This window comes from Streptomyces xinghaiensis S187 (genome assembly GCF_000220705.2).
In the GTDB taxonomy this organism is placed as follows: domain Bacteria; phylum Actinomycetota; class Actinomycetes; order Streptomycetales; family Streptomycetaceae; genus Streptomyces; species Streptomyces xinghaiensis.
In genome coordinates this window covers 4,053,731-4,077,361 of sequence record NZ_CP023202.1, presented here as the reverse complement: position 1 = coordinate 4,077,361, position 23,631 = coordinate 4,053,731, and the positions used below count along the sequence as shown (strand labels likewise).

Sequence of the window (23,631 nt, the reverse complement as noted above, 5' to 3'; positions counted from 1 at the left end):
GGCGGGCCGCTCAGGCCGGCGTCACGTTCTCCAGGAACGGTTCGACGACCGACCGCCAGCCCTCGGGCCGGTCGTAGTGGACCAGATGCCCCGCGTCCGGCACCTCGGCGTACGTGCCCCGGGGCAGCACCCGGACCATCTCCTGGGCCTCGGCACGGCCGAGTTCGCCGTCGAGGCCCCGCACGACGAGGGTGGGGCACCGCACCTGCGCCAGTTCGTCCCAGTGGGCGTCGTGCACCCACGACTCCCGCGCCCGCAGCATCGCCCGGCGGGAGAAGACCGGGCGCCAGCCGTCGGCGCGCTCGGCCATCACCTCGGCGAAGAAGTCGCCGCGGGACGGCCGGGGGCGCTCCAGGCCCGGATCGTCCTCGCCGAACCACGTGCGGACGTCCGCGAGGGTCGCGAAGGGCAGCGGCCAGGACGCGAACCACTCCTCCCACTCGCGCTGCGAACGGGCGCCGAGCGCGGAGGCGCGCATGTCGCAGATCACCAGCGCCCGGACGAGGTCGGGGCGGCGGGCGGCGAGCTGCCATGCCGTCAGGGCGCCCATGGCGTGGCCGATCAGCACGGCCGGGCCGAGCTCCAGCCGCTCCAGAACGGCCTCGGCGTCGGCGACGTAGGCCTCCCGGGTGTACGGTCCGCGGGCGGGCTTCTCGCTGCGCCCGTGGCCCCGTTGGTCGAGGGCGACGGCGTGGTGGCGCGCGGAGAGCCAGCGGGCCGTCTCCGCCCAGTGGGACGCGCGCCCCATCAGCCCGTGCAGGAGCAGGACCCCCGGAGCCGCCTCGCCCTCCCGCACGCCCTTGGGCGGGTCGGCGAACTCCCAGGCGGCCAGCCGGACTCCGTCGGCTCCGGTCGTGTTGATGCGCCGAACCATGTGATCTGGCACCCCCATTCCTTCCGGCTGCCGTGTCGGTGTGCTGCCCCGCGGCCGGCCGCAGCGCGTCTGCCCCGGGCCCGTCGGGTCCGTCGTGTCTCTCGTGCCGCTCGCTCTGTGCCGTGCCTGGCGTGGCGTGCGGTTCGTGTGGTGCGCGGGGGTCGTGCCGTGCGGGGTGGAACACGGATACAGTATCGAACTCTTATTCGAACATGGGGTGATGGAGCCGCATCGCCGTACAAGAACCCTCGTACGGGTGACAGCCCTCAAGGATTGGCCGCCGCGGCCGAGGGGATGGAAAGAACGAGGTGAGAACGCCGGCACCGACCCTGAGAGCTCGGGGCTCCGGGTCGGCCGGCGCGACACGGGGAGGCGAGGCCCCGGCTACGCCACGGCGAGCCGGGGCCTTCGAACGTCCGGGGCGGACGCCGGAAGACAGCCGAATCGGCGGGTTCGGGGGGCTCGGCGGGGCCGGCGTCCCTGACCGCGGGGCTGCCGCGGTACCGCCCCCGGCCCGTACGGCTTTCCGCCCGGCACTCGGTCCGGCCCGTACGGCGCCCAGCCCGCCCCGGCCGCTTTGTCCACTCCGACCGCTCCGACCGCTTCGTCCGCCCGCCCGGACCGGCCCTCCCCCGGCGCTTCCGGCCGGGGTATCGGCACCGATCCGGCTCCCTCGGCCCATCGCGCACACCTCCCGGTCGGCGGACACAACGCGGCGCCCCGCGAATGCCCCAGCGCCATATGCCTCAGCGACAGGGTGACATGCCCGGCCGTCCGCGCGCTGCCCCTACGCCCTTAATCCAGCCCCTGTGTGCCCCTCGCGCCCGCGCTTCTGACAGGCCGTCCGCACCTCGGACGCCCCGCCGCGCGCCTCTCCCGAGCCGCCGCGCCCCCGCCCGCCGGCGCCGCCCGTCCCCCGGTGCGGTGCCCGAACGGACCACGGGCGGGGTACAGCGGGGCACCTTCGCCCGGCGCCGGCCCGCTCCGCGCTAACGCTTCGCCACGAACACGTGGGAGGCGACATCCGCGTCCAGCTCCGCGGCCTCCCCGCCGCTGCCGATCAGCACGCCGCCCGCCGACTCCCGGACGCTCACCACCGAGCCCGGCTGCACCCCGGCCCGCCGCAGCGTGTACATCAGCTGGGCGTCCGTCTGGATCGGCTCGCCGATCCGCCGGACGACCACCGTCTTGCTCTCCGCGCCCGGGCGCAGATCGACCAGGCTGACCACGCCCTCGCCGAGGAACGGGTCGGACCGGCCGGACTCGCCCAGCTCCTCCAGGCCCGGGATCGGGTTGCCGTACGGGGACTCCGTGGGGTGCTGCAGCAGTTCCAGCACGCGCCGCTCGACGGCCTCGCTCATGACGTGCTCCCAGCGGCACGCCTCGGCGTGGACCTGCTCCCACTCCAGCCCGATGACGTCGACCAGCAGGCACTCGGCCAGCCGGTGCTTGCGCATGACGCGGGTGGCCAGCCGGCGGCCCTCCTCGGTCAGCTCCAGGTGGCGGTCCCCGGCCACGCTCAGCAGCCCGTCGCGCTCCATCCGCGCCACCGTCTGGCTGACCGTCGGACCGCTCTGGTCGAGCCGTTCCGCGATCCGCGCGCGCATGGGCACCACACCTTCCTCCTCAAGCTCCAGGATGGTGCGGAGATACATCTCCGTGGTGTCGATGAGTCCGGACATGCGTGCCCCTCGTAGATGGTGCGGTGGCCCCGGCCCCCAATTCTTGCGCATGCCGGGGACAACCGGCCCCTGTCGTGCGGCGGCCCGGCGCGGTATTGACAGGGCAGTGGTGTAGACCGCACCGTGATCGCCGCGGGGCGGGCCCGGCCGGGGCCCCCACCGCGGCGGACCTCCCGCGGCGATCCCGCGGAGCCCCGCCCGGACTCCGGCGGCCTCCGGGCCTCCCGCGAATCCTTCGGCCGGCCTCCCCCGACCCTCCCCCGACCTCTGCCGGACGCCCGGCGGAAACCCCAACGGACCCCACGGAAAGGGCCCCTCGGCGATGAGCGACAGCACGCTTCCCGGGAACCGTCCCGCACGGCTCACGGCGCAGCTCACCACCCCCCGGCCCGGCGAGGACCTTCCCGGGCGGTTCCTCGACGCCGCCGCCGACCTGCTGCGGCGCGTCCGCGACGAGGAGACCGGCGGCATCCTCCGGGCCGGATCCCTGATCGCCGACACCGTCACCGCGGGCGGACGGCTCTTCGCGTTCGGCGCCGGGCACTCCTCGCTGCCCGCCCAGGACGTCGTCTACCGCGCGGGCGGTCTCGCCCTGATGAACCTGCTCGCCGTACCGGGCGTGACCGGAGTCGACGTCATGCCCGCCACCCTCGGCAGCGCACTCGAAAGGGTGGACGGGCTGGCGGACGCCGTCCTCGGCACGGCCCCGGTGCGGTCCGGCGATCTGCTCGTGATCATCTCGCTCTCCGGGCGCAACGCGCTGCCGGTGGAGATGGCCCGGGGCGCCCGGGCGCGCGGGCTGACGGTGGTCGGGGTCACCTCCGTCGCCTACGCCGCCGCCACCAAGCCGCAGAACCCCAGCGGCACCTTCCTCAAGGACCACTGCGACGTGGTCCTCGACAGCAAGATCTCCGTGGGGGACGCGGAACTGACCGCCGACGGCATCGACGCGCCCTTCGCCCCCGCCTCGACCGTCGTGACCAGCGCGCTGATGCAGGCCGTCATGGCCTCCGCCGCCGGCGAGCTCGCCGCGCGCGGGATGACTCCGCCGCTGCTGCGCTCCGGCAACGTCGACGGCGGCCACGACTGGAACCGCGAGGTCCTGGACGAGTACCGCGACCGGATCTTCCACCGGCACACCTGAACCCCGGCGGATCGGGTTCATCGCGTCCACGAATGCCCCGGCTCACCGGCCGGGGCGCGTCACCCCGGCCAGGTCCAGCAGGACGGCCGTGCGGACCGCCACGTCCTCCGCGTACACCGCGTCCTGGCGTTCGAACGGCCGGCGGCTCGCGCCCCGCAGGAACGTCAGCACGCCCAGGGTCCGGCCGCGGCTGCGCAGGACGACGCAGAGCGCGTGCACCGAGTCCTCCGGCCACTGCCGGGCCCGCGCCCAGTCGCGCGGGTCCGCGGCACCCCCGGTGATCGCGGAGGAGCGCACGGAACCGGTGCGCTCCACGGCCCGCGGCGCGGGGTGGCCCTCCGGGTAGCCCACGGGGATGCCGCCCGGTTCGATCGCCGAGCACGGGCCCCCCGCACCGGTCGGCGTGGCCGCGGCCCGGACCAGCCGGCCGGCGGCCGGTCCGTCCGGGGCCAGCAGGTCGAGCAGCGCGTGGTCCGCGAACCCGGCGAGGGCGAAGTCGACATGGACGGTCGCCGCCTCGGCCGGGTCCTCGCACTCGGCCGCCGAGATCCCCGCGCGGTGCAGCTGGTTGCCGCGGAAGCGCAGCAGCGAGCCCTCCCGCTCCAGCAGTTTCGTCTCCGTGACGTCCTGGAAGAACCAGGCGACGCCCAGCGGCACCGGCTCCTCCGCGAGCGGTGACGCCAGCCGGACGAAGCCGCTGCGCCAGCAGCGGCGCCCGCCGCCGTCGCGCCCGGCTCCGGCCGCCTCCGGGGCGCCGCCCGTGGCGCCCGTGCCGCCGGTGCCGTCGCTCCGTGCGGGGCGCAGGGTCACCCACAGGTCGCTGGGGGCGGGGGGTGTGCCCTCCGCCAGCACGTGCTGGAGCGAGCTCTCCAGTTCCTCCGCGCCCTGCGACAGCAGATCCCCCAGCGGGCGTCCCAGCAGCTCGGCCCGTTCCCGGCCGAGGGTGCGCGCCGCGTGACCGCCCACCACGGCCGGGCGCAGATCGGCGTCCACCAGGACCACGCCCCAGGCGGCGTCCTCGAACAGGGCGTCGCTCAGCGCCAGGGACCGTTCCAGGTCGATCTGGGCGTGCACCTCGCTGAACGCGCAGTAGACGCCCGCGGGCTCCCCCTTCGCGCCCCGCACGGCGGCCGACTGGGTGCGGACGAGGACCCGGCCGCCGTCCTTGGTGAGCAGCGCGAATTCGTGCACCTGGCGGCCCGGGGAGTCCATCGCCGCCATCAGCCGGCCCTGCACCTCGTCGGCGTCGGCCGTGCGGACCGCCCAGCCGGCGAAGCCGGGCCGGCCGACCGCCTCCTCCGCCGACCAGCCGAGGATGCGTTCGGCCTCGCGGTTCCAGTGGGTGACGACACCGTCGGCGTCGAAGGCGCAGAGGGCGGCGTCCATGCCGTCCAGCAGCGCGGCCAGCAGGTCGGAGTCCTCGCAGTCCGGCGGGGGACAAGGAGTCTCCCGGCCGGGGCCGGCGGGACGCGCCGACGGGACGGGGCCTGAGCCGGAAGGCCGTTGAGCAGTCACCTGGCACCTCCAGACGACGTGGCTGCGTAGCGCTGTACGTACTCCGTAATCCGTAATCCCGTTTCATTGAACTCGAACGTGATGGAGCCCACACCGTGTTCCCGGAAATCGGTGGCCCGGGGCGACGAACGGGGCCGGGAGCGGTCCGCAACGGTCCCGTACCGGCAGGCAGTTGGCAGGGGAGGCGCACGCGGACGGCGGGCGGGGGAACGCGGCCGCCCGCCCTGTCCGGAGAAGTCCCCCGAAAAAGCGTTGAGTCCCGGCGGGTCGTCCGCCTACCCTCGCAGCACACGAGAAGGGAGGTGGTTCGGCAGATGTCAGAAATCCGGACGCGTGAGGTGACTGCGGGCTAGCAGTCCGTCGTCGCGCTCTGCGCACCGCCGGACCCGCACGTGAGAGATGCGTGCAGCCGGCCCAATTCCCAGCAGTCACCCGACCCGCGAGCCGCCGGTACGTCCGACCGGCCCCCTTGCCGCCGAGCCGTTGGCCCGGCGGCGAGGGGAAGAGGCTCGCGGGTCGTCTGCGTTCCCGGCCCGCGCCGTGTCCAGGAGCACGGGCCCGGCACCGGCGCTCCCCCTTGGGTGCGGCGCCGTTGGCCCTACGGGCACACCCGCTGGACCGTCCAGCCCTTCGCCGTCGCGGAGCGGATGTAGCGCAGCCGGTCGTGGAGGCGGTTCTCGCGGCCCTGCCAGAACTCGACCGCCTCCGGGAAGACCCGGTACCCGCCCCACTCCGGCGGCACCGGCACCTGCTCGCCCGGCGGATAGCGGTCGGCCAGCTCCCCGTAGGAACGGTCGAGTTCCTCCCGGGAGACCACCAGCTCCGACTGGCGGCTCGCCCAGGCGCCGAGCTGCGAGCCGTGCGGGCGGGTGCGGAAGTACGCCACCGTCTCGTCCCGGCCGACCCGTTCGGCCACCCCCTCCACCAGCACCTGGCGGGCGATGGGGTGCCAGGGGAACAGCAGCGCCACATACGGGTTGGTGTCGATCTCCCGGCCCTTGCGCGAGGTGTAGTTCGTGAAGAAGACGAACCCGCGTTCGTCGAAGCCCTTCAGCAGGACCGTCCGCGAGCTGGGCCGGCCGCTGGCATCGACCGTGGAGACCACCATGGCGTTCGGCTCGTAGAGGCCGCTCTCCGACGCCTGCCGGAACCACCGGGCGAACTGCTCCATCGGCGCCCCGGCGAGATCCCCCTCGTACAGACCTCCCGAGCGGTAGTGCTCGCGCATGGCGGCGGGATCGTAGTCGGGCGCCACCGGCTGATCGGCGTCGACGTGCGGCACGGACTCCACGGACTCCAGAGAATCATCAGGCACGGACTCATCTTGCAGCATCATCCGAAGAGCCGAAGACACTGACGGACCGTTGACGCAGCGTTGGCAGTCCCTACGCGGCGTAACCCCTCCCCCGGAAGATGGCACAGTGTGCCGCTTCTCACGCTTCCCCGCATCGGCCGAACCAGCCAAAATCATCGGCTGGGCCCCTATAGCCCCCGGATGACGCGAGATATCGTGTCCCGCCTGTAGAGGCCCTCAGTGCCTCTCCGGTGTGCGCCCGAACGGATAACCATCTCCCGGGCCGGGCATCACCGGGGTAACCGTTACGGAGCGTGAGCCGCGCCGGCGTCGCAGAGCCGCGGAGCGGGGCGGCCGCGCATCCGGACCGGCACCGCACACCGCAAAGCTTGACATTCTGGTCACAAGCCATGTGTGTCGACCACATCACGCCACAGAGGAGCCGCCTGATGTCCGACTTCGTACCCGGACTCGAAGGAGTCGTCGCGTTCGAGACGGAGATCGCCGAACCGGACAAGGAAGGCGGCGCCCTCCGCTACCGCGGCGTCGACATCGAGGACCTCGTCGGCCACGTCTCCTTCGGCAACGTCTGGGGCCTCCTCGTCGACGGCGCCTTCAACCCCGGCCTGCCGCCCGCCGAGCCGTTCCCCATCCCCGTCCACTCCGGTGACATCCGCGTCGACGTCCAGTCCGCGCTCGCCATGCTCGCCCCCGTCTGGGGCCTGAAACCGCTCCTCGACATCGACGAGTCCCAGGCCCGCGACGACCTCGCCCGGGCCGCCGTCATGGCGCTCTCCTACGTCGCCCAGTCGGCGCGCGGCCAGGGCCTGCCGATGGTCCCGCAGCGGGAGATCGACAAGGCCGACACCGTCGTCGAGCGCTTCATGAAGCGCTGGCGCGGCGAGCCCGACCCCAGGCACGTCAAGGCCGTCGACGCCTACTGGACCTCCGCCGCCGAGCACGGCATGAACGCCTCCACCTTCACCGCCCGCGTCATCGCCTCCACCGGCGCCGACGTCGCCGCGGCGCTCTCCGGCGCCGTGGGCGCCATGTCCGGCCCGCTGCACGGCGGCGCGCCGTCCCGCGTGCTCGGCATGATCGAGGAGATCGAGCGCACCGGCGACGCCACCGCCTACGTCAAGAAGTCCCTCGACAAGGGCGAGCGCCTCATGGGCTTCGGCCACCGCGTCTACCGCGCCGAGGACCCGCGGGCCCGCGTGCTGCGCCGCACCGCCAAGGAACTGGCCGCGCCGCGCTACGAGGTCGCCGAGGCGCTGGAAAGCGCCGCCCTGGAGGAGCTGCACAACCGGCGCCCCGACCGGGTGCTCGCCACGAACGTCGAGTTCTGGGCCGCCATCGTGCTCGACTTCGCCGAGGTGCCCGCGCACATGTTCACCTCGATGTTCACCTGCGCCCGCACGGCCGGCTGGTCCGCGCACATCCTGGAGCAGAAGCGCACGGGCCGCCTGGTGCGCCCCTCGGCCCGCTACATCGGCCCGGGCACCCGGAACCCGCGCGAGGTCGAGGGCTTCGCGGACATCGCCGGCTGAGCACCGGCCAGGCACTGGCCGAGCACCGGCCGGCCCGGGCCGCATCCGCCGGGCTCCGGCCGTACCCGCCGGCCACACCGCCCCCGCACCCCGGTGCGGGGGCGGTGTGCCGCGGGCCGGAGGACTCAGGAGTCCCCGTGCTCCCCGGTTGCGCCGGGCCCCCGGCCGAGCGTGTCGTCCAGGATGCGGGCCCACTGGGCCACCACCCGGTCGCGGCGGGCCGCGTCGTCCGTGAGGAGCGTGGCCAGGCCGAGGCCCCGGGCCATGTCCAGCAGGCCCTGCACCGTTTCGCGGACCCCCGGCACCGATTCGTCGGCGCCGAGCAGTCCGACCGCCATCCGGTGGCTCTCCCGGCCGATACGGGCCTCCAGCGCGGTGACGCGCGGCTTCAGCTGCTCCTCGTTCGAGGCGGCCACCCAGAGGTGCAGCGCGGCCCGGAACAGCGGCCCCGTGTAGAGGGCGACGATCGCCTCCACGACGGCCCGGGTGCGGCCGCCCGGCGCCGCTTTCCCGCCCCGCACGGCCCCCTCGCCGCTCAGCATCGCGCGCAGCGCCGCCGAGCGTTCCTCCGCCACATGTTCGACCGCCGCCGTGAACAGATCCTCCCGGGTGGGGAAGTGGTGCTGCGCCGCGCCGCGGGACACCCCGGCGCGCTCGGCGACGACCGTAACCGTGCTGCCGCTCCAGCCGTGTTCGGCCAGGCAGGCGACCGCCGCCTCCAGCAGCCGCTGCCGGGTGGCGCGGCTGCGGTCCTGCTTCGGGCCGCGGACCGTCGTCACCGCGCCCATGCCGGGCCCCGCCGTTCCAGGAAGGCCGTCATGCCCTCGCGGGCCTCGGCGGAGGCGAAGAGGCGGGCCGACTGCCCGGCCAGCTCCCCGGTGTCCCGGTCGAACCGGCGCAGGACGTCGGCGGTGACCAGCTTCTTCGACTCCGCCAGCCCCTGCGGGGACGCCCGCCGCAGGCCGTCCAGGATCGGGGCGAGCGCCGCGTCCGGGTCCTCCGCCGAGACGGTGACGAGGCCGATCCGGCTCGCCTCGTCCCCGTCGAACCGTTCGCCCGTGAGGTAGTAGCGGGCGGCGGCGCGCGGATCGAGCCGCGGCAGCAGCGGCAGGGAGATCACCGCCGGCGCCAGGCCGAGCCGGGCCTCGGTGAACGCGAAGCTCGTGCCCGGCCCCGCCACCGAGATGTCGCAGCACCCCAGCAGGCCGAGCCCGCCCGCCCGCACATGGCCGGTCACCCGCGCCACCACGGGCTTCGGCAGCTCCGTGACCGTACGGAGCAGCCGGGCCAGACCGAGCGGGGCGGAGGCCGCGTCCGCCGAGCCGGCCTCGGTGAGGTCCGCGCCGGCGCAGAACGTGGTGCCGGTGTGGGTGAGCAGGACGGCGCGGACGTCCGCGTCGGCCGCGGCCTCCGCCAGGGCCTCGTGCAGTTCGGTGACGAGGCGGGTGGAGAGCGCGTTGCGGTTGTGCGGCGAGTCGAGGGTGAGCGTGGTGACGCCGCGTTCGGTCGCGCGGCGCACCAGGGGCCGCGCGGAGGGCTGTTCCGGCTGCTGTTCCGGCTGCTGTTCCGGCTGCTGTGCCGGGGCCTGTGCGTCGGTCATGGCGTGGTGGACGTCCTTTCCCGGGTCCGGAGTTCGCGCCGGAGGATCTTGCCGCTGACGGCGCGGGGCACCGCGTCCAGGAACTCGACCCGGCGGATCTTCTTGTAGGGGGCGACCCGTTCCGCAACGTACGTCATGACCTGCCCGGCCGTGGTCCCGGCCCCCGGCCTGCGCACGACGTACGCCTTGGGGATCTCGTTGCTGTCCTCGTCCGTGACGCCGATGACCGCCGCGTCGGCGATCTCCGGATGGGTCAGCAGGCAGGCCTCCAGCTCGGCGGGCGCCACCTGGTAGCCCTTGTACTTGATGAGTTCCTTGACCCGGTCGACGACGAAGAGCCAGCCGCCGGCGTCCACCCGGCCGACGTCCCCGGTGTGCAGCCAGCCGTCCTCGTCGATCATCGCGGCGGTCGCGTCGGGGCGGCCGAGGTAGCCCTTCATCACCTGCGGGCCGCGGATCAGGACCTCGCCCGGCTCACCCGGGTCCACGTCCTGTGCGGGGTCGTCGAGGGAGACGATCCGCATCTCGGTGCCGGGCACCAGGGTGCCGACGGTGCCCGGCGGCGGGTTCTCCGCGTCGAGCGGCACGGCGTGCGTGCCGGGCGACAGCTCCGTCATCCCGTACGCCTGCAGCACGGGCGGTACGCCGAGGCGGCGGGAGCAGGCCGCGGCCAGTTCGGCGTCCAGGGGCGCCGCGGCGCTCAGGACGTACCGCACGGAGGACAGGTCGTGCTCCGTGACCGCCGGGTGCTTGGCGAGGGCCAGCACGATCGGCGGGGCGACGTAGAGGGCCGTGACCCGGTGGCGCTCGATGGCCGCCAGGTACTGCTCCAGGTCGAAGCGGGGCAGCACGACGACGGTGGCGCCCCGGCGGAGCGGGGCGTTCATGAGGGCGGTCAGGCCGTAGATGTGGAAGAAGGGGAGGACGGCGAGGATGCGCTCGTCCGTCTCGTTCGGGAGCAGCGGATCGAGCTGGGCGAGGTTGGTGGCGATGCTGCGGTGGGTGAGCATCACGCCCTTGGGGGCGCCGGTGGTGCCCGAGGAGTACGGCAGCACCGCCACGTCCTCGGCGGGGTCGATCTCCACCACCGGCTCCGGGGCCGTCGAGGCGAGCATGTCGTGCAGGACGGAGCGGTGGCCCTCCGCCCGGTCGCAGACGAAGATCTCCGCGACCGGCCCGCCCCCGGCCGCCTCCGCCGCGGCGGCCGCCGCCTTGGCCGTCTCCAGGAGGAGGGACACCGTGACGATCCAGCGCGCCCCGGAGTCGCGCAGTTGTTTGGCGAGCTCCTCGGCGGTGGCGAGCGGGTGGACGGTGGTGACGGAGGCGCCGGCCATGGTCGCGGCGTAGAAGACGGCCGGGTAGGCGATGGTGTTCGGGCTGTGCAGGGCCAGGACGTCGCCCTTGCGGACCCCCGCCTCGGCGAGCGCCGCGGCGATCCGGCGGGTGAAGACGTCGAGCTGGGCGTAGCTGACCGTGGTGCCGTCCACGCCGTCGATCAGCGCGGGGGTGTCCCCGAACTCGGCGGCCCGGCCGAGGACGGCTTCGTGGATGGGCTGGTCGACGGGCCGGACGTCCGGGTAGGCGCTCCGGTGGATCATGGCGATCCCTCCGCTCTCTGGGTCCCTGTGTGCCTGTGTGCCTGTGTGCCTGTGTGCCTCTGTGCCTGCGGGTGTGTGCCGGCTGCGGGGTGTGCTGCCCTGGGCTGCCCGGGTGCCTGCGTGTCTGCGTTGCCTGCGTGCCTGTGTTCCCGAGCCGCATCGCGCCCCTGGCCGCGCCCCCGGTTGGCCCCGGGTGCACGGCACCGCCACGCCCCGGCGTGTGATGCGGCTCACAGCCCCCGCGGGTGGCTCACAAGGATGGCCGACTCAGTACGACTTGGGGAGCCCCAGGGACTGGTGGGACACATAGTTGAGGATCATTTCCCGGCTCACCGGGGCGATCCGGGCGACCCGGGAGGCGGTGACGAGCTGCGCCAGGCCGTATTCCTTGGTGAGGCCGTTGCCGCCGAGCGTGTGCACCGCCTGGTCCACCGCCCGGACGTTCGCCTCGGCGGCCGCGTACTTGGCCATGTTGGCCGCCTCACCCGCGCCGATGTCGTCCCCGGCGTCGTACAGGCGGGCCGCCTTCTGCGTCATGAGGCGCGCCAGTTCGAGTTCGATGTGCGCCTGCGCGAGCGGGTGCGCGATCGCCTGGTGCGCGCCGATCGGTGCCTTCCACACCTGCCGGGTACGGGCGTAGTCGACCGCCTTCGCCAGCGCGAAGCGGCCCATCCCGAGGGCGAACGCGGCCGACATGATGCGCTCCGGGTTGAGCCCCGCGAAGAGCTGGAGCAGTCCGGCGTCCTCGTCGCCGACGAGCGCCCCGGCGGGCAGCCTGATGTCGTCGAAGCTCAGCTCGAACTGCTTCTCGGCGGCGTGCAGTTCCATGTCGATCTGCCGGTACTCGAACCCGGGGGTGTCCCGGGGGACGATGAACAGGCAGGGCTTGAGCTTGCCGGTGCGGGAGTCCTCGGCCCGGCCGACGATCAGCGTGGCGTCCGAGATGTCCACACCGGAGATGAAGACCTTCCGGCCGGTGAGCAGCCAGTCGCCGCTGCCGTCGGCGGCGCGGCGGCCGGTGGTGGTGATCCGGTGCGAGTTCGAACCGGCGTCGGGCTCGGTGATGCCGAAGGACATCACGCGGCTGCCGTCGGCGAGGCCCGGCAGCCACTGCCGCTTCTGCTCCTCGGTGCCGAAGCGGGCGATGACCGTGCCGCAGATGGACGGCGAGACGACGAGCATGAGGAGCGGGCAGCCGGCCGCCCCCAGTTCCTCCAGCACGATGGCGAGTTCGGAGATGCCCGCGCCCCCGCCGCCGTACTCCTCGGGGAGGTTGATGCCGAGGTAGCCGAGCTTGGCGGCCTCCTGCCACAGGTCCTGGATGTGGCGGGTCTTGGTGGTGGGCTCTCCTTTCCCGCCCGGGCCTGCGCCGGGGCCGGAGTGGGCGCCGGGGCCGTCCCCGGTGAAGAAGTCGCGGGCGTAGCGGGCCCCGAGGGCGGCGACGGCTTGACGGAGGGCGCGGTGTTCGTCGGTTTCGAGGGCTGTGGACGCGGTGACTGCGCTGGAGGACGGGGACGGGGACACGGGCATGAGGGCCTCCTCGGGAGGGGCTTGCTGGAGAGGGGCGTGCTGTACGGGTGACGGTGTGGACGGATGCGGGAGGGTACGGATGCGGGAGGGTGCGGACGAGTACGGGGTGGCGGCTACGGGCGGGACGGGCCGGCCGGACGGCCGGGCAGCCGGGCCGGGAAAGCCCCGGAGCCGCCGGCCCCGCTGCGACGGCCTCCGGCCCCCGGCCCGGACCCGCGCTCAGGGGCCGTCCGACACGACGGCCAGCAGGGCGCCCACCTCCACCTGCCGGCCCGGGGCGGCGTGCAGGGCCGTCAGCGTGCCCGGGGTGGGGGCCGTGATGCGGTGCTCCATCTTCATGGCCTCCAGCCACAGGAGCGGCTGCCCCTGCTCCACACGGTCGCCGACGGCGACGTCCGCCACCCGCACCACCGTGCCCGGCATGGGAGCCAGCAGCGAGCCCGGCTCGGTGCGGGCGGCCGGGTCGGGGAAGCGGGGGACGGTGGTGAACGCACAAGCGCCCAGGGGGGATTCGACGTGGACCCGGGTGCCGTACACGGCCACCTCGAAGGTGCGGCGGACCCCGGCGGTCTCCAGGGTGACCCGCTCCGCGCCCGCCGTGATCAGCCGTACGTCCGGATGGCCGGGGGCGTCCAGGCCGTCCCGGGTGAGGCGGTGGCGGATCTCGTACGCGGTGCCGTCGGGCTCGGCGCGGTAGACGGTGGTCTGGTGGCCGGAGGGCAGATTCCGCCAGCCGCCCAGGCGGGCGGGGAGGCCCGCCGTGGCACCGGTGCGGGCGGCTGTGGCGGCCAGCGCGGCCGCCAGGGCGGAAATGCCCGCCGGGCCGCCCGCCGCGGGCCCGGCGGACGCCGGTCCGGTGAGTTCCGGCAGATGGCGGTCGTAGAAGCCGGTGTCGAGCCGGCCCGCCGCGAAGTCCGGGTGGCGGAGGGAGCGGACCAGCAGGTCCCGGTTGGTGACCGGGCCGTGGACGCGGGCCCGGGCCAGCGCGTCGGCCAGCCTGCGGACCGCCTCGGCCCGCGTCGGCGCGTGGACGATCGCCTTCGCCAGCATCGGGTCGTAGTGGACGCCGATCGTGTCGCCCCCGGTGAACCCGGTGTCCAGCCGCACGCCGGGGACGTCGAGGCGGTACAGCGGCCCGGACTGGGGCTGCCAGTCCCGTGACGGGTCCTCCGCGTACAGCCGGGCCTCGACGGCGTGCCCGGTGGGCGCGGGCGGCTCGGCGGGCAGCTCGGCACCCTCGGCGACACGGAACTGCCAGGCGACGAGGTCGAGACCGTAGACCTCCTCCGTCACCGGGTGCTCCACCTGCAGACGGGTGTTCATCTCCAGGAAGTACGCCCGGTGTGCGGCGGAGACGAGGAACTCGACCGTCCCCGCGCCGGTGTAGCCGATGGCGCGGGCCGCCTCGGCCGCGGCCGTGTGGAGGGTGTCGCGCAGCGCCTGCGGCAGACCGGGGGCGGGGGCCTCCTCGATGACCTTCTGATGGCGGCGCTGGAGTGAGCAGTCGCGGGTGCCGAGCGCCCAGACGGTGCCGTGGGTGTCGGCCAGGATCTGCACCTCGACGTGGCGGCCGTTCTCCACGTACGGCTCCGCGAACACCTCGCCGTCGCCGAAGGCCGAGGCGGCCTCCGCGGAGGCGGCGGCCAGTTCGGCGGGGAGGTCGGCCAGGTCGCGGACCAGCCGCATGCCGCGTCCGCCGCCACCGGCCGCCGCCTTGACCAGGAGGGGGAGGTCGGAGCCGGTCGCCCGGTCCGGGTCCACGGGGCGCAGCAGCGGCACCCCCGCCTCGGCCATGAGGTCCTTGGCGCGGGTCTTGGAGGCCATCGCGTCGATCGCCTCGGGGGGCGGGCCGATCCACACCAGTCCGGCGTCCAGGACCTGCCGGGCGAAGCCGGCGTTCTCGGAGAGGAATCCGTAGCCCGGGTGGACCGCGTCGGCGCCGGCGGTGAGGGCCGCCTTCACGATCAGGTCGCCGCGGAGGTAGGTGTCCGCGGGGCTGTCGCCCGGGAGACGCACGGCGGCGTCGGCGGTCCGCACGTGCAGGGCCTCCGCGTCGGCGTCGGAGTGCACGGCGACCGTGGCGAGGCCCAGCTCGCGGCAGGTGCGGAAGATACGGCAGGCGATCTCGCCGCGGTTGGCGACCAGGACGGTGCGCAGGGGGCGGGCGGGGCTGGTGGCGGCGAGCGCGCCGCCGGCTGTGTTCGGCATGGGTCGTCCCCTCACATCCGGAAGACGCCGAAGCCGCGGGCGCCTTCCACGGGTGCGGTGTGGATCGCGGACAGGCACAGGCCGAGCACGGTGCGGGTGTCGCGCGGGTCGATGACGCCGTCGTCGTAGAGGCGTCCGGAGAGGAAGAACGGGAGCGACTCGGATTCGATCTGCTGCTCGACCATGGCGCGCAGCGCGGCGTCCGCGTCGTCGTCGTACGGCTGTCCCTTCGCGGCGGCCGAGGCCCGGGCGACGATCGACAGGACGCCCGCGAGCTGCTGCGGTCCCATCACCGCCGACTTCGCGCTGGGCCAGGCGAAGAGGAAGCGCGGGTCGTACGCCCGTCCGCACATGCCGTAGTGCCCGGCGCCGTAGGAGGCACCCATGAGCACGGAGAGATGTGGAACCCGGGAGTTGGACACCGCGTTGATCATCTGGGCGCCGTGCTTGATGATGCCGCCCTGCTCGTACTCCTTGCCGACCATGTAGCCGGTGGTGTTGTGCAGGAAGACCAGCGGGATGTCGCGCTGGTTGGCGAGCTGGATGAACTGCGCCGCCTTCTGCGACTCCTCGCTGAACAGCACCCCCTGGGCGTTGGCGAGGATGCCGACGGGATAGCCGTGCAGGGACGCCCAGCCGGTGGCGAGGCTGCTGCCGTAGAGCGGCTTGAACTCGTCGAAGTCCGAGCCGTCGACGATCCGGGCGATGACCTCGCGCGGGTCGAACGGAGTCCTCAGATCACCGGGGACGATGCCGAGCAGTTCGTCCTCGTCGTACTTCGGCGGCCCGGCGGGGCCCGGATCGGGGTGCGCCTTGCGGTGGTTGAGGCGGGCGACGACGCGGCGCGCCTGCCGGAGCGCGTCGGGTTCGTCGACGGCGAAGTGGTCGGCGAGACCGGAGGTGCGGGCGTGCATCTCGGCGCCGCCCAGCGACTCGTCGTCGCTCTCCTCGCCCGTGGCCATCTTGACCAGCGGCGGCCCGCCGAGGAAGACCTTCGCCCGCTCCTTCACCATGATCGTGTGGTCGGACATCCCGGGGATGTACGCGCCGCCGGCCGTGGAGTTGCCGAAGACCACGGCGACGGTGGGGATCCCGGCCGCCGACAGCCGGGTGAGGTCCCGGAAGAGCGCCCCGCCCGGGATGAAGATCTCCTTCTGGCTGGGCAGATCCGCGCCGCCCGACTCGACCAGGCTGACCACCGGGAGGCGGTTGGCGAAGGCGATCTCGTTGGCGCGCAGGGCCTTCTTCAGCGTCCAGGGGTTGCTGGCACCGCCGCGCACGGTCGGGTCGTTGGCGGTGATCAGGCATTCGACGCCCTCGATCACCCCGATGCCGGTGACGAGGGAGGCGCCCACGGTGTAGTCGCTGCCCCAGGCGGCGAGCGGGGAGAGTTCCAGGAAGGGCGTGTCCGGGTCGAGGAGCAGTTCGATCCGCTCGCGGGCGAGCAGCTTGCCCCGCTTCCGGTGCCGGGCCACGTACTTCTCACCGCCGCCCGCCAGGGTCTTGGTGTGCTCGGCGTCGAGTTCGGCGAGCTTGGCGAGCATCGCGGTGCGGTTGGCCGCGTAGTCGGCGCCGGCGGTGTCGAGCGCGGAGGGGAGCACGGTCATCGGGTGACCTCCCCCTTCTGCCGCACCGACCGCGTCGCCCGCGGTTTCCGGCGGCGCTCCGGGTGCCGGTCCGGGTGCCGGTTCGGCGGGTGCGTCACAGCAGTACCTCCGGTATGTCCAGGTGACGGGCGCGCAGCCACTCCCCCAGGGCCTTCGCCTGCGGGTCGAAGCGGGCCTGGGAGGCGACGCCCTCGCCCAGCAGGCCGTCCACGGTGAAGTTCAGGGCACGCAGCCCCGGCAGCACATGGCGGGTGACGGGCAACGCCCGTACTTCGGGCAGGAGTTCCCGCAGCCGGTCCGCCGTCAGCTCATGGGCCAGCCAGCGCCAGGCGTGGTCCGTCTCCGCCCACAGCCCGACGTTCGCGCTGCCGCCCTTGTCCCCGCTGCGCGCCCCGGCGAGCCGCCCGAGCGGTGCGCGGCGGGTCGGCAGACCGGGAGGAAGCCGCTCCGGGAGGGGCGGCTCGGGAACCTCCTCCAGCGGCCGCGTCGTCGGCGGCGGCTCCACGGCGACACGCTCCCCGTCCGGCAGTACGGCCGTGTGCGGTACCCCGGCCGCGTCCACGAACACCGCCTCGAACACCCCGTACGGGGCTCCCGGGCCGGGCGGGGCCGTGAGGTGGAATCCGGGGTAACTGGCCAGCCCGAGCTCCACGGCCGCCCCGCTGACCCGGCGGCCGACCGCCTCCGGGTCCGGATCGCGGACCACCAGCCGCAGCAGCGCGCTCGCCTCCTCCTCCACGGGCGCGTCGGCGCGGTCCGTGCGGGCCAGGGTCCAGCGCACCTCGGCGGGACGGCGGGACGCCAGCGCGGCCTCCATCTGGTCGCGCACCAGCCGGGCCTTGGCCTCGATGTCCAGTCCGGTCAGCACGAAGACGACCTCGTTGCGCCAGCCGCCGATCCGGGTCAGTCCGGCCTTGAGCGCCGGCGGCGGCGCCTCGCCCCGGACACCGCTGATCCGTACCCGGTCCGGGCCGTCCGGCGCGAGGCGTACGGAGTCCAGGCGGGCGGTGACGTCCGGTCCGGCGTAGCGTGCGGCAGCCGTCTCGTAGAGGAGCTGCGCGGTGACCGTTCCGGCGGTGACCACGCCGCCGGTGCCCGGGTGCTTGGTGATGACGGAGCTGCCGTCCGCGTGCAGCTCGGCGACCGGGAAGCCGGGATGGCGCAGGGACGGGAGGTCGTGCCGGGTGAAGAAGGCGTAGTTGCCGCCGGTCGCCTGGGTGCCGCACTCGAGGACGTGCCCGGCGACGACCGCTCCGGCGAGGGCGTCCCAGTCGTCGGGCGCCCAGCCGAAGTGCGCGGCGGCCGGGCCGGTGACGAGCGCGGCGTCCGTGACCCGGCCGGTGACCACCACGTCGGCCCCCGCGCGCAGGCAGGCGGCGATACCGGCACCGCCGAGGTAGGCGTTGGCGGTGAGAACGCCCTCGCCCCAGCCCTCGCCTTCCCCATCGTGCCGACCGGCACGGTGCAGAAGGTCGTCGCCCTCGACGTGCGCGACCCGCACGGGGACGCCGACGCGCTCGGAGAGGGCCCGGATCGCGTCGGCGAGCCCGGCGGGGTTCAGGCCCCCGGCGTTGGTGACGATCTTCACGCCCCGTTCGGCGGCGAGACCGAGGCCCTCCTCCAGCTGGCGCAGGAAGGTCTTGGCGTAGCCGCGGGAGGGGTCCTTGAGGCGGTCGCGGCCCAGGATGAGCATGGTCAGCTCGGCCAGGTAGTCACCGGTGAGGACGTCCAGCGGGCCGCCGGTCAGCATCTCGCGGAGGGCGGCGAACCGGTCGCCGTAGAAGCCCGAGGCGTTGCCGATACGGAGGGGAGTCCTGGTCCCGGACCCGGTCACCGGACGCCTCCCGCGCCCTCGGCGCTGCCCCCACCGGTCGTCTCCACGACTGCCGGTTCGCGCCCCTTGCCGGGCGGCCCGGCGAACGCCTGGGCAATACCCAGCCAGTGCTCGGCGTCCGCGCCTTCGGCGTGCAGGGCCAGCTCGGAGCGGTGCGCCCGCTGGGTGGCCAGCAGACAGAAGTCCAGGGCGGGGCCGGTGACGCGCTGCGCGGCGTCCTCGGGCCCGAACGCCCACACGTCCCCGTCCGGGGCCGTCAGTTCCACCCGGAACTCCTCGGCGGGCGGTACGAGCCCGTGCACCGTGTACGCGTAGTCGCGGGCCCGCACGCCGATCCGTACGACATGGCGCAGCCGGGCCGTCGGCTCACGGCGGACCCCGAGCGCGTCGGCCACGTCCTGTCCGTGGGCCCAGGTCTCCATCAGGCGGGCCGTGGCCATCGAGGCCACGCTCATCGGCGGCCCGTACCAGGGGAGGCGGACCCCGGCGGGCCGGCCGGCGAGGGCGCGGTGAAGGGTGGCGCGGCCCGTACGCCAGCGGTCGAGGAGGGCTGCGGGCGGTAGCTCGTCGACCAGCCGCTGGGCACCGTCGTCGACGAAGGTCTCGGGCGAGGCGAGCGCCTGGGCCGCGTCCTCGGCGAAGGCTTCGGGGTCGGTGGCCGCGAGCAGGGCACGCTCGTCGGTCCAGGCGAGGTGGGCGATCTGGTGCGCGACGGTCCACCCGGGTGCGGGGGTCGGCAAGCTCCAGCGCTCGGCGGCGAGCGGTGCGACAAGCTGCTCCAACTCCTGGCCCTCGGCGTGGAGATCGCCGAGCACGGCTGCTGGATCGGCCACGGGGTGCTCCCTTGTACGGACGGCGGAGACGGAGGTCTACGGAGGTGTACGGAGGTGCGCGGAGAAGTTGCGGGCTACAGGCGCCGCACGCGTGGGCCCGGGAGGCGGGACAAGGACTGCTGTTGACGTGCGCTGTTGCCCGGACGGCTTGATACGGGCCGGGTGGGCGGGGGCGGTACCCGGCCGACCGTTCCGCCGACCGGTTGGCTGCCGGGGCGGCGCAACGGCGCGGCGTGGACCGACTGTGGCAGCAGAACAAGAAACAAGCAAGCGTGCTTGCCTTATTTTCTGCGCCCCCTCGCACCCCATGCCGGAATGACATGCCGATATGACATGCCGCATCCGGCCTAATGGCTTGCTGAGCCGCTCAACCGCGTCACGCTGAGGCACAGTGACCACGACCCTGCCGGGAGCCCGTGTGCGCAGATCACGTGAACGGGCCTCCGAGTGGATCCGCTGCGAACACCGGACGGAACACAAGGCGCCGGAGCGCGCGGGTCTGTGCCGGGCACGGGAAACGGAAAGCTGCCGCCCCGGCCCCGGTGCTGCGTTCGGGGGCCGGGACGGCAGCCGCACCGGTCTGCGAACCACTCCCCGCGCGCAGACCACGCAACGAAAGGGCCACCGGCCATGGCAGTGGATGAGAACCGGCCCGGCGAGGACCCACGAACCGGTCGGAGGGGTTCGGCGAGCGGCTGCTGGGGCTGCTGCTGGACCGGGCCCACGAGATGCCGCCCCAGCTCATCGCCCCATTGATCGCGGAAGAGGTCGCCAAGGTCGGTGGCCGCGACGTCTCGATCCTCCTGCAGGACTACGCGCAGCAGATGCTGGTGCCGCTACCGGGCAGGCGGCTGGTCGTCGGCGAACCCGAGCCGATCGGTGACTCCCCCGCGGGCGCATCCTTCCTGCACGGCGTGGCCATCGAGGTTCCCCAGGCTGACGGTGTCCGCATGTTCCTGCCCTTGCTGGACGGCAGCGACCAGGTGGGAGTGATGGCCCTCACCCTGTCCGTCGTTGATGACGACGACAGGAGGCTGCTGCGCAGACTCGCCGGTCTGGTCGCCGACATGCTGGTGACCAAGCACAGCTACACCGACCAGTTCTTCCAGGCCCGGCGGCTCGAACCGATGAGCGTGTCCGCGGAGATCCAATGGTCGCTGCTGCCCCCGCTGGCCATGGCTGTTCCCCAGGTCGCCGTCGCGGGGATCCTCGAGCCCGCCTACAACGTCGCCGGTGACAGCTTCGACTACGCCCTTAACGACGACATCCTGCACCTGGCCGTGATCGACGCGATGGGCCACGGCCTCCGCGCCGCCACCATGGCAACCGTCGCCATCGGCGTCTATCGGCACGCCAGACGCGCCGATGTGGGACTGGCCGGGATCTACTCCTTCATGGACCAGGCCATTGCGGAGCAGTTCGGGACCGAACACTTCGTCACAGCGCAGATGATGCGTCTGGACATCACCACAGGTCACCTGCAATGGGTCAACGCGGGCCATCCGGCCCCCCTGCTGATCCGCAACCACCAGGTCGTCCGGCGACTGGACAGCCCGACCACCCTGCCGGTGGGCTTCGGCGGTGAAACGCCTTCGATCAGCGAGCAGATCCTCCAGCGGGGCGACCGGGTTCTGTGCTTCACCGACGGCGTGATCGAGGAGCACCGGGCGGGCGAAGAGCAGTTCGGCGAGGAACAGCTCATCGCCTGGGTCAACCGCGTCGAGCACACGGAGGAAGGGGTACGGGCCATGGTGCGTTCTCTCTCCCACACCCTGAAACGGGAACGGGGCGGAAGCACCAGCGATGACGCGACGCTCTTCCTGATCGAGTGGCGCGGGGGCGCAGCGGACCATCTCGCCACCGTGGAGTGACCCGGCAAGCCGCCGGTTCGCGGGTTCGGCATCTCGGCATCCCGACACCCTGCAAGTCCGGCAGTCTCACGCCACGCCCTGGGGCCGGGCCGCCGTCGCCACGTCGGCCGGATGACCGGTTCTCGGCATAGCACAGATACCCGTCCGGCTGCCCCTCCGGCATCTACTGTCGAGCGTTTCTCCAGCCTGGGAGCACACGTCGGCCCGGCCCTGCCCGCATAGGTGCAGTCCCCGCTGTCGCTTCCGGTTTGGTGGTGGCGACGGTCGCGCGGACGTGAGGTGCAGTGGCCGGGCGCGCTGGGCGGACTGGGCTGGGTGGGAGCGGAAGTGCGGGGCGACCGCCCTGTGGCGTGCTGGTTGGGGTTACGGCGCCGGGTGGGCGGCGCGATGGTGGTGGCGCTTGCGTCGCGGGCTGCCCGTTGTCGTGGTGGTGTGGGTTACGGCATCCGTGTCGGGGGCGGCCCCGTGGTCGGTCGTCTATCCGGTGCCGTGCGCGCCCGGGGACGGCTTGAAAAGCATGGCGTGGCTGGTGCCGGTGGGGGTGCGCGGAAGCACACGCGCGCCTGGGTTCTTCGGCCTCCCGTGCGTTGTGGCGGGCTGTCGGTGGTGACGGTCATGGCGGCTGACGGTACGGGGCTCGGAGCTCTCCGCTTTCCCCGGCTGCCGGCCGGTGGATGGTGAAAACGGCGCCTACGCGTTGAGGCCGAGGGGTGGGTGTCGTTCGCCGGTGCTCGCTGTCGAGGTGCACGCATGGCCCCGGCCGGGTGTTGCCCGCCCGGTGGCCGCGCAGGGTGGGCGTCAGGTTCTGGTTTCGGGCAGGGGTGTGGGCCCCTCCGCACGGTGGCGGAGGGGCTGGCGCCGGTGGCTCCCGAGGGGCGGCGGCTACGTGATGTGGGCGAGGGGCTGGGGTGGGTTGGTGTAGGTGTGGCCCGTCGGTGCGGTCCAGGTGACTTCGCCGGTGTCGGGGTTGCGCTGCACCTGCCATTCGGTGCGGTGTTTCAGCAGGTGGTGGCGTCGGCACAGCGGCATCAGATTGTCCGGCTCCGTCACCCCGCCCGCTTGCGGGTTCTCGTGGTTGAAGGGCTGGATGTGGTCCAGGTCGCAGCGGTGGGCGGGCATCTGGCAGGAGGGGAAGGTGCAGGTCATGTCGCGGGCGGTGACGTGGCGTTGGGTCTCGGCGGTGGGCTTGTAGGTGGTCGGATCGGTCTTGACCAGCAGCCCGGTCTTCGGGTGGGTGATCAGACGCCGCCAGATCGTGCCCGGAGCGAAAGCCACCTCCCGCGCCGCGGTGGCGCTGATCGGCCCGTAGCCCTTGAGGTGTCCGGGCTCCTCATCCGCCCCGATCAACGTGTCGAGGGACACCGTCATGGACCACTGCCGCCGACCGGCCACCGGGGGTCGCGTCTCCGGCGGGGCGGTTGACGACCAGGTCATACAGGGCGTCCACCCGCTTCTGGTTCAGCGTGCGCCCGTCATCGCCGAACGTGGCGGCGTGCGCATCGACGGCAGCATCCAACTGCGCGGCTTGCGGGGTGGGGAGGAACGCGGTCCAGGTGGCCATACCGTCCTCGGTCGCACGGTGCCAGATCGTGCGGTCCTCCCGCCGCCGGCGATGCCGCACCTCCGCCCCCAGCGGATCCGCCCGCAGCACCGCACGGTTCAACGCCCGCCGGGTCTGGCCGACGGACTGGCCCGGCATCTTGGGCAGCACCATGGCCTCCACCCGCCCGGCGGCCTCCGGGTCCAGGGTGCCGGTGACCTCCGTCACCGCCTTCGCCTGCAGATAACAGATCTCCCCACGCTCCAACAGGCCCACGGTGGTGGGGAAACGGCCCTCCAGGGCGGTGGCCACCGCCAGACGCTCCGCGGCCGTGTTCCCCGACAGCTTCAACGCACAGGCCACATCCTCACAGGCGAAGTCCCAGTCATAGTCCGCCCAGCCCTCCCATCCGGCCTCGCATCCAGAGCATCCGCCTCGATATCCGCCAGCAGACCCACCTGCTGCGCCTGAATCCAGGAGGTGTGCCGCTCCCAGGCCTTCAAAGCATCGATCCGCCCCGTGGTGGAAAGCTGCTCGCGCTCCAACAGGCCGAGCATCGCCGCCGTCTGCGGACCCGGCACAGCCGTGGCCAGGTGCGCGGCCCACTCATCCGCCGTCACCGGCCCTCCCCGCGGGCCGGTTGTTTCGGTCTCGTCGTGGTCGAGCAGCGTGGCCTGCATGACATTCCCCCCGTCCGGATCACCCGTGTGAACTCCCGCCCTCACGCAGCGAGTTCCTACCCCCTATTTTCCGTCACGGACGGTGATGAATCCAGGTCCAGGACACGGAACCACCCGAACGAGTGAGCGAAAGCGGACCCGGGAACTCCACCTATCGCCCCCGTCCCATATCAGCACCACCACGGACTGCCAGCACTCCGAACGCGGCCGCCGACGTGCCGGAGAACCGGGGCCTCACACCGACCTCATCCCGGCGACAACCGACACGACC

Annotated in this window: 18 protein-coding genes; 3 read left to right on the top strand and 15 right to left on the bottom strand. The window is 73.4% G+C overall.

Going from position 1 to position 23,631, the window contains the following annotated elements; all coding sequences use genetic code 11:
- Window positions 1-10: 10 nt before the first annotated feature.
- Both SXIN_RS17520 and SXIN_RS17515 read right to left on the bottom strand, forming a co-directional pair.
- Window positions 11-874, bottom strand: a complete 864-nt coding sequence (locus SXIN_RS17520) for an alpha/beta fold hydrolase (RefSeq protein ID WP_019711207.1) — start codon at window positions 872-874, stop codon at window positions 11-13.
- A gap of 989 nt (window positions 875-1,863) precedes the next feature.
- Window positions 1,864-2,556, bottom strand: a complete 693-nt coding sequence (locus SXIN_RS17515) for an iron-dependent transcriptional repressor DtxR (RefSeq protein ID WP_019711208.1) — start codon at window positions 2,554-2,556, stop codon at window positions 1,864-1,866.
- Window positions 2,557-2,878: 322 nt separating this feature from the next.
- On the opposite strand from SXIN_RS17515, the gene SXIN_RS17510 reads away from it, so the two are divergent.
- Entirely contained in the window at window positions 2,879-3,700 is an 822-nt protein-coding gene (locus tag SXIN_RS17510) for an SIS domain-containing protein (RefSeq protein WP_019711209.1), read from the top strand.
- A 42-nt stretch (window positions 3,701-3,742) separates the two neighbouring features.
- Here SXIN_RS17510 and SXIN_RS17505 read toward each other — a convergent pair whose 3' ends face one another.
- Complete coding sequence (locus tag SXIN_RS17505) at window positions 3,743-5,215, bottom strand: PAS domain-containing protein (RefSeq protein ID WP_238153792.1); 1,473 nt, start codon at window positions 5,213-5,215, stop codon at window positions 3,743-3,745.
- Between the two features lie 598 nt (window positions 5,216-5,813).
- Window positions 5,814-6,443, bottom strand: coding sequence for a pyridoxamine 5'-phosphate oxidase (gene pdxH, locus SXIN_RS17500; RefSeq protein ID WP_039823699.1), 630 nt, complete (start codon window positions 6,441-6,443; stop codon window positions 5,814-5,816).
- A 515-nt stretch (window positions 6,444-6,958) separates the two neighbouring features.
- Between pdxH and SXIN_RS17495 the strand changes: the two genes are divergently transcribed.
- A complete protein-coding gene (locus tag SXIN_RS17495; protein ID WP_019711213.1) occupies window positions 6,959-8,059 on the top strand; it encodes a citrate synthase 2 in 1,101 nt (366 codons plus the stop codon).
- Window positions 8,060-8,184: 125 nt separating this feature from the next.
- On the opposite strand, the gene SXIN_RS17490 is transcribed toward SXIN_RS17495, so the two are convergent.
- From SXIN_RS17490 to SXIN_RS17455, 8 genes are all read right to left on the bottom strand, one after another.
- The gene (locus tag SXIN_RS17490) at window positions 8,185-8,847 is read right to left on the bottom strand and encodes a TetR/AcrR family transcriptional regulator (protein ID WP_019711214.1); all 663 of its coding nucleotides are present in this window, start codon (window positions 8,845-8,847) and stop codon (window positions 8,185-8,187) included.
- A complete protein-coding gene (locus SXIN_RS17485; protein WP_019711215.1) occupies window positions 8,835-9,659 on the bottom strand; it encodes an enoyl-CoA hydratase family protein in 825 nt (274 codons plus the stop codon). The genes SXIN_RS17490 and SXIN_RS17485 overlap by 13 nt, the downstream gene beginning before the upstream one ends.
- Window positions 9,656-11,257 carry a 4-coumarate--CoA ligase family protein gene (locus tag SXIN_RS17480; RefSeq protein ID WP_019711216.1) on the bottom strand — a complete coding sequence of 534 codons (1,602 nt, stop codon included), beginning with the start codon at window positions 11,255-11,257 and terminating at the stop codon, window positions 9,656-9,658. The genes SXIN_RS17485 and SXIN_RS17480 overlap by 4 nt, the downstream gene beginning before the upstream one ends.
- Before the next feature lie 267 nt (window positions 11,258-11,524).
- The gene (locus tag SXIN_RS17475) at window positions 11,525-12,787 is read right to left on the bottom strand and encodes an acyl-CoA dehydrogenase family protein (RefSeq protein WP_019711217.1); all 1,263 of its coding nucleotides are present in this window, start codon (window positions 12,785-12,787) and stop codon (window positions 11,525-11,527) included.
- 219 nt (window positions 12,788-13,006) lie between these two features.
- Entirely contained in the window at window positions 13,007-14,995 is a 1,989-nt protein-coding gene (locus SXIN_RS17470; protein ID WP_095757203.1) for an acetyl/propionyl/methylcrotonyl-CoA carboxylase subunit alpha, read from the bottom strand.
- 11 nt (window positions 14,996-15,006) lie between these two features.
- Window positions 15,007-16,602, bottom strand: coding sequence for an acyl-CoA carboxylase subunit beta (locus tag SXIN_RS17465; protein WP_019711219.1), 1,596 nt, complete (start codon window positions 16,600-16,602; stop codon window positions 15,007-15,009).
- A 94-nt stretch (window positions 16,603-16,696) separates the two neighbouring features.
- Window positions 16,697-18,436, bottom strand: a complete 1,740-nt coding sequence (locus tag SXIN_RS17460) for an acyclic terpene utilization AtuA family protein (protein ID WP_019711220.1) — start codon at window positions 18,434-18,436, stop codon at window positions 16,697-16,699.
- A complete protein-coding gene (locus tag SXIN_RS17455) occupies window positions 18,433-19,269 on the bottom strand; it encodes a TIGR03084 family metal-binding protein (RefSeq protein WP_039823703.1) in 837 nt (278 codons plus the stop codon). The genes SXIN_RS17460 and SXIN_RS17455 overlap by 4 nt, the downstream gene beginning before the upstream one ends.
- Before the next feature lie 728 nt (window positions 19,270-19,997).
- Between SXIN_RS17455 and SXIN_RS17450 the strand changes: the two genes are divergently transcribed.
- On the top strand, window positions 19,998-21,140 hold the full coding sequence (locus SXIN_RS17450; RefSeq protein ID WP_019711222.1) for a PP2C family protein-serine/threonine phosphatase: 1,143 nt from the start codon (window positions 19,998-20,000) through the stop codon (window positions 21,138-21,140).
- A gap of 882 nt (window positions 21,141-22,022) precedes the next feature.
- Here the strand turns inward: SXIN_RS17450 and SXIN_RS32265 are convergent.
- From SXIN_RS32265 to SXIN_RS32255, 3 genes are read right to left on the bottom strand one after another with little or no spacing between them, the layout of a single operon-like run.
- Complete coding sequence (locus SXIN_RS32265; protein WP_238153791.1) at window positions 22,023-22,487, bottom strand: HNH endonuclease signature motif containing protein; 465 nt, start codon at window positions 22,485-22,487, stop codon at window positions 22,023-22,025.
- A complete protein-coding gene (locus SXIN_RS32260; RefSeq protein ID WP_238153790.1) occupies window positions 22,471-23,043 on the bottom strand; it encodes a DUF222 domain-containing protein in 573 nt (190 codons plus the stop codon). The genes SXIN_RS32265 and SXIN_RS32260 overlap by 17 nt, the downstream gene beginning before the upstream one ends.
- Entirely contained in the window at window positions 23,028-23,360 is a 333-nt protein-coding gene (locus SXIN_RS32255; RefSeq protein ID WP_238153789.1) for a hypothetical protein, read from the bottom strand. Before SXIN_RS32255 ends, SXIN_RS32260 begins: the two co-directional genes overlap by 16 nt.
- Between the last annotated feature and the right edge of the window lie 271 nt (window positions 23,361-23,631).

Bases quoted from the DNA above. Each gene is read 5' to 3' on its own strand.
- SXIN_RS17520 (WP_019711207.1), bottom strand. From the start codon at position 874: ATGGTTCGGCGCATCAACACGACCGGAGCCGACGGAGTCCGGCTGGCC.
- SXIN_RS17515 (WP_019711208.1), bottom strand. From the start codon at position 2,556: ATGTCCGGACTCATCGACACCACGGAGATGTATCTCCGCACCATCCTG.
- SXIN_RS17510 (WP_019711209.1), top strand. From the start codon at position 2,879: ATGAGCGACAGCACGCTTCCCGGGAACCGTCCCGCACGGCTCACGGCG.
- pdxH (WP_039823699.1), bottom strand. From the start codon at position 6,443: ATGCGCGAGCACTACCGCTCGGGAGGTCTGTACGAGGGGGATCTCGCC.
- SXIN_RS17495 (WP_019711213.1), top strand. From the start codon at position 6,959: ATGTCCGACTTCGTACCCGGACTCGAAGGAGTCGTCGCGTTCGAGACG.
- SXIN_RS17490 (WP_019711214.1), bottom strand. From the start codon at position 8,847: ATGGGCGCGGTGACGACGGTCCGCGGCCCGAAGCAGGACCGCAGCCGC.
- SXIN_RS17485 (WP_019711215.1), bottom strand. From the start codon at position 9,659: ATGACCGACGCACAGGCCCCGGCACAGCAGCCGGAACAGCAGCCGGAA.
- SXIN_RS17480 (WP_019711216.1), bottom strand. From the start codon at position 11,257: ATGATCCACCGGAGCGCCTACCCGGACGTCCGGCCCGTCGACCAGCCC.
- SXIN_RS17475 (WP_019711217.1), bottom strand. From the start codon at position 12,787: ATGCCCGTGTCCCCGTCCCCGTCCTCCAGCGCAGTCACCGCGTCCACA.
- SXIN_RS17470 (WP_095757203.1), bottom strand. From the start codon at position 14,995: ATGCCGAACACAGCCGGCGGCGCGCTCGCCGCCACCAGCCCCGCCCGC.
- SXIN_RS17465 (WP_019711219.1), bottom strand. From the start codon at position 16,602: ATGACCGTGCTCCCCTCCGCGCTCGACACCGCCGGCGCCGACTACGCG.
- SXIN_RS17450 (WP_019711222.1), top strand. From the start codon at position 19,998: ATGCCGCCCCAGCTCATCGCCCCATTGATCGCGGAAGAGGTCGCCAAG.
- SXIN_RS32255 (WP_238153789.1), bottom strand. From the start codon at position 23,360: ATGCAGGCCACGCTGCTCGACCACGACGAGACCGAAACAACCGGCCCG.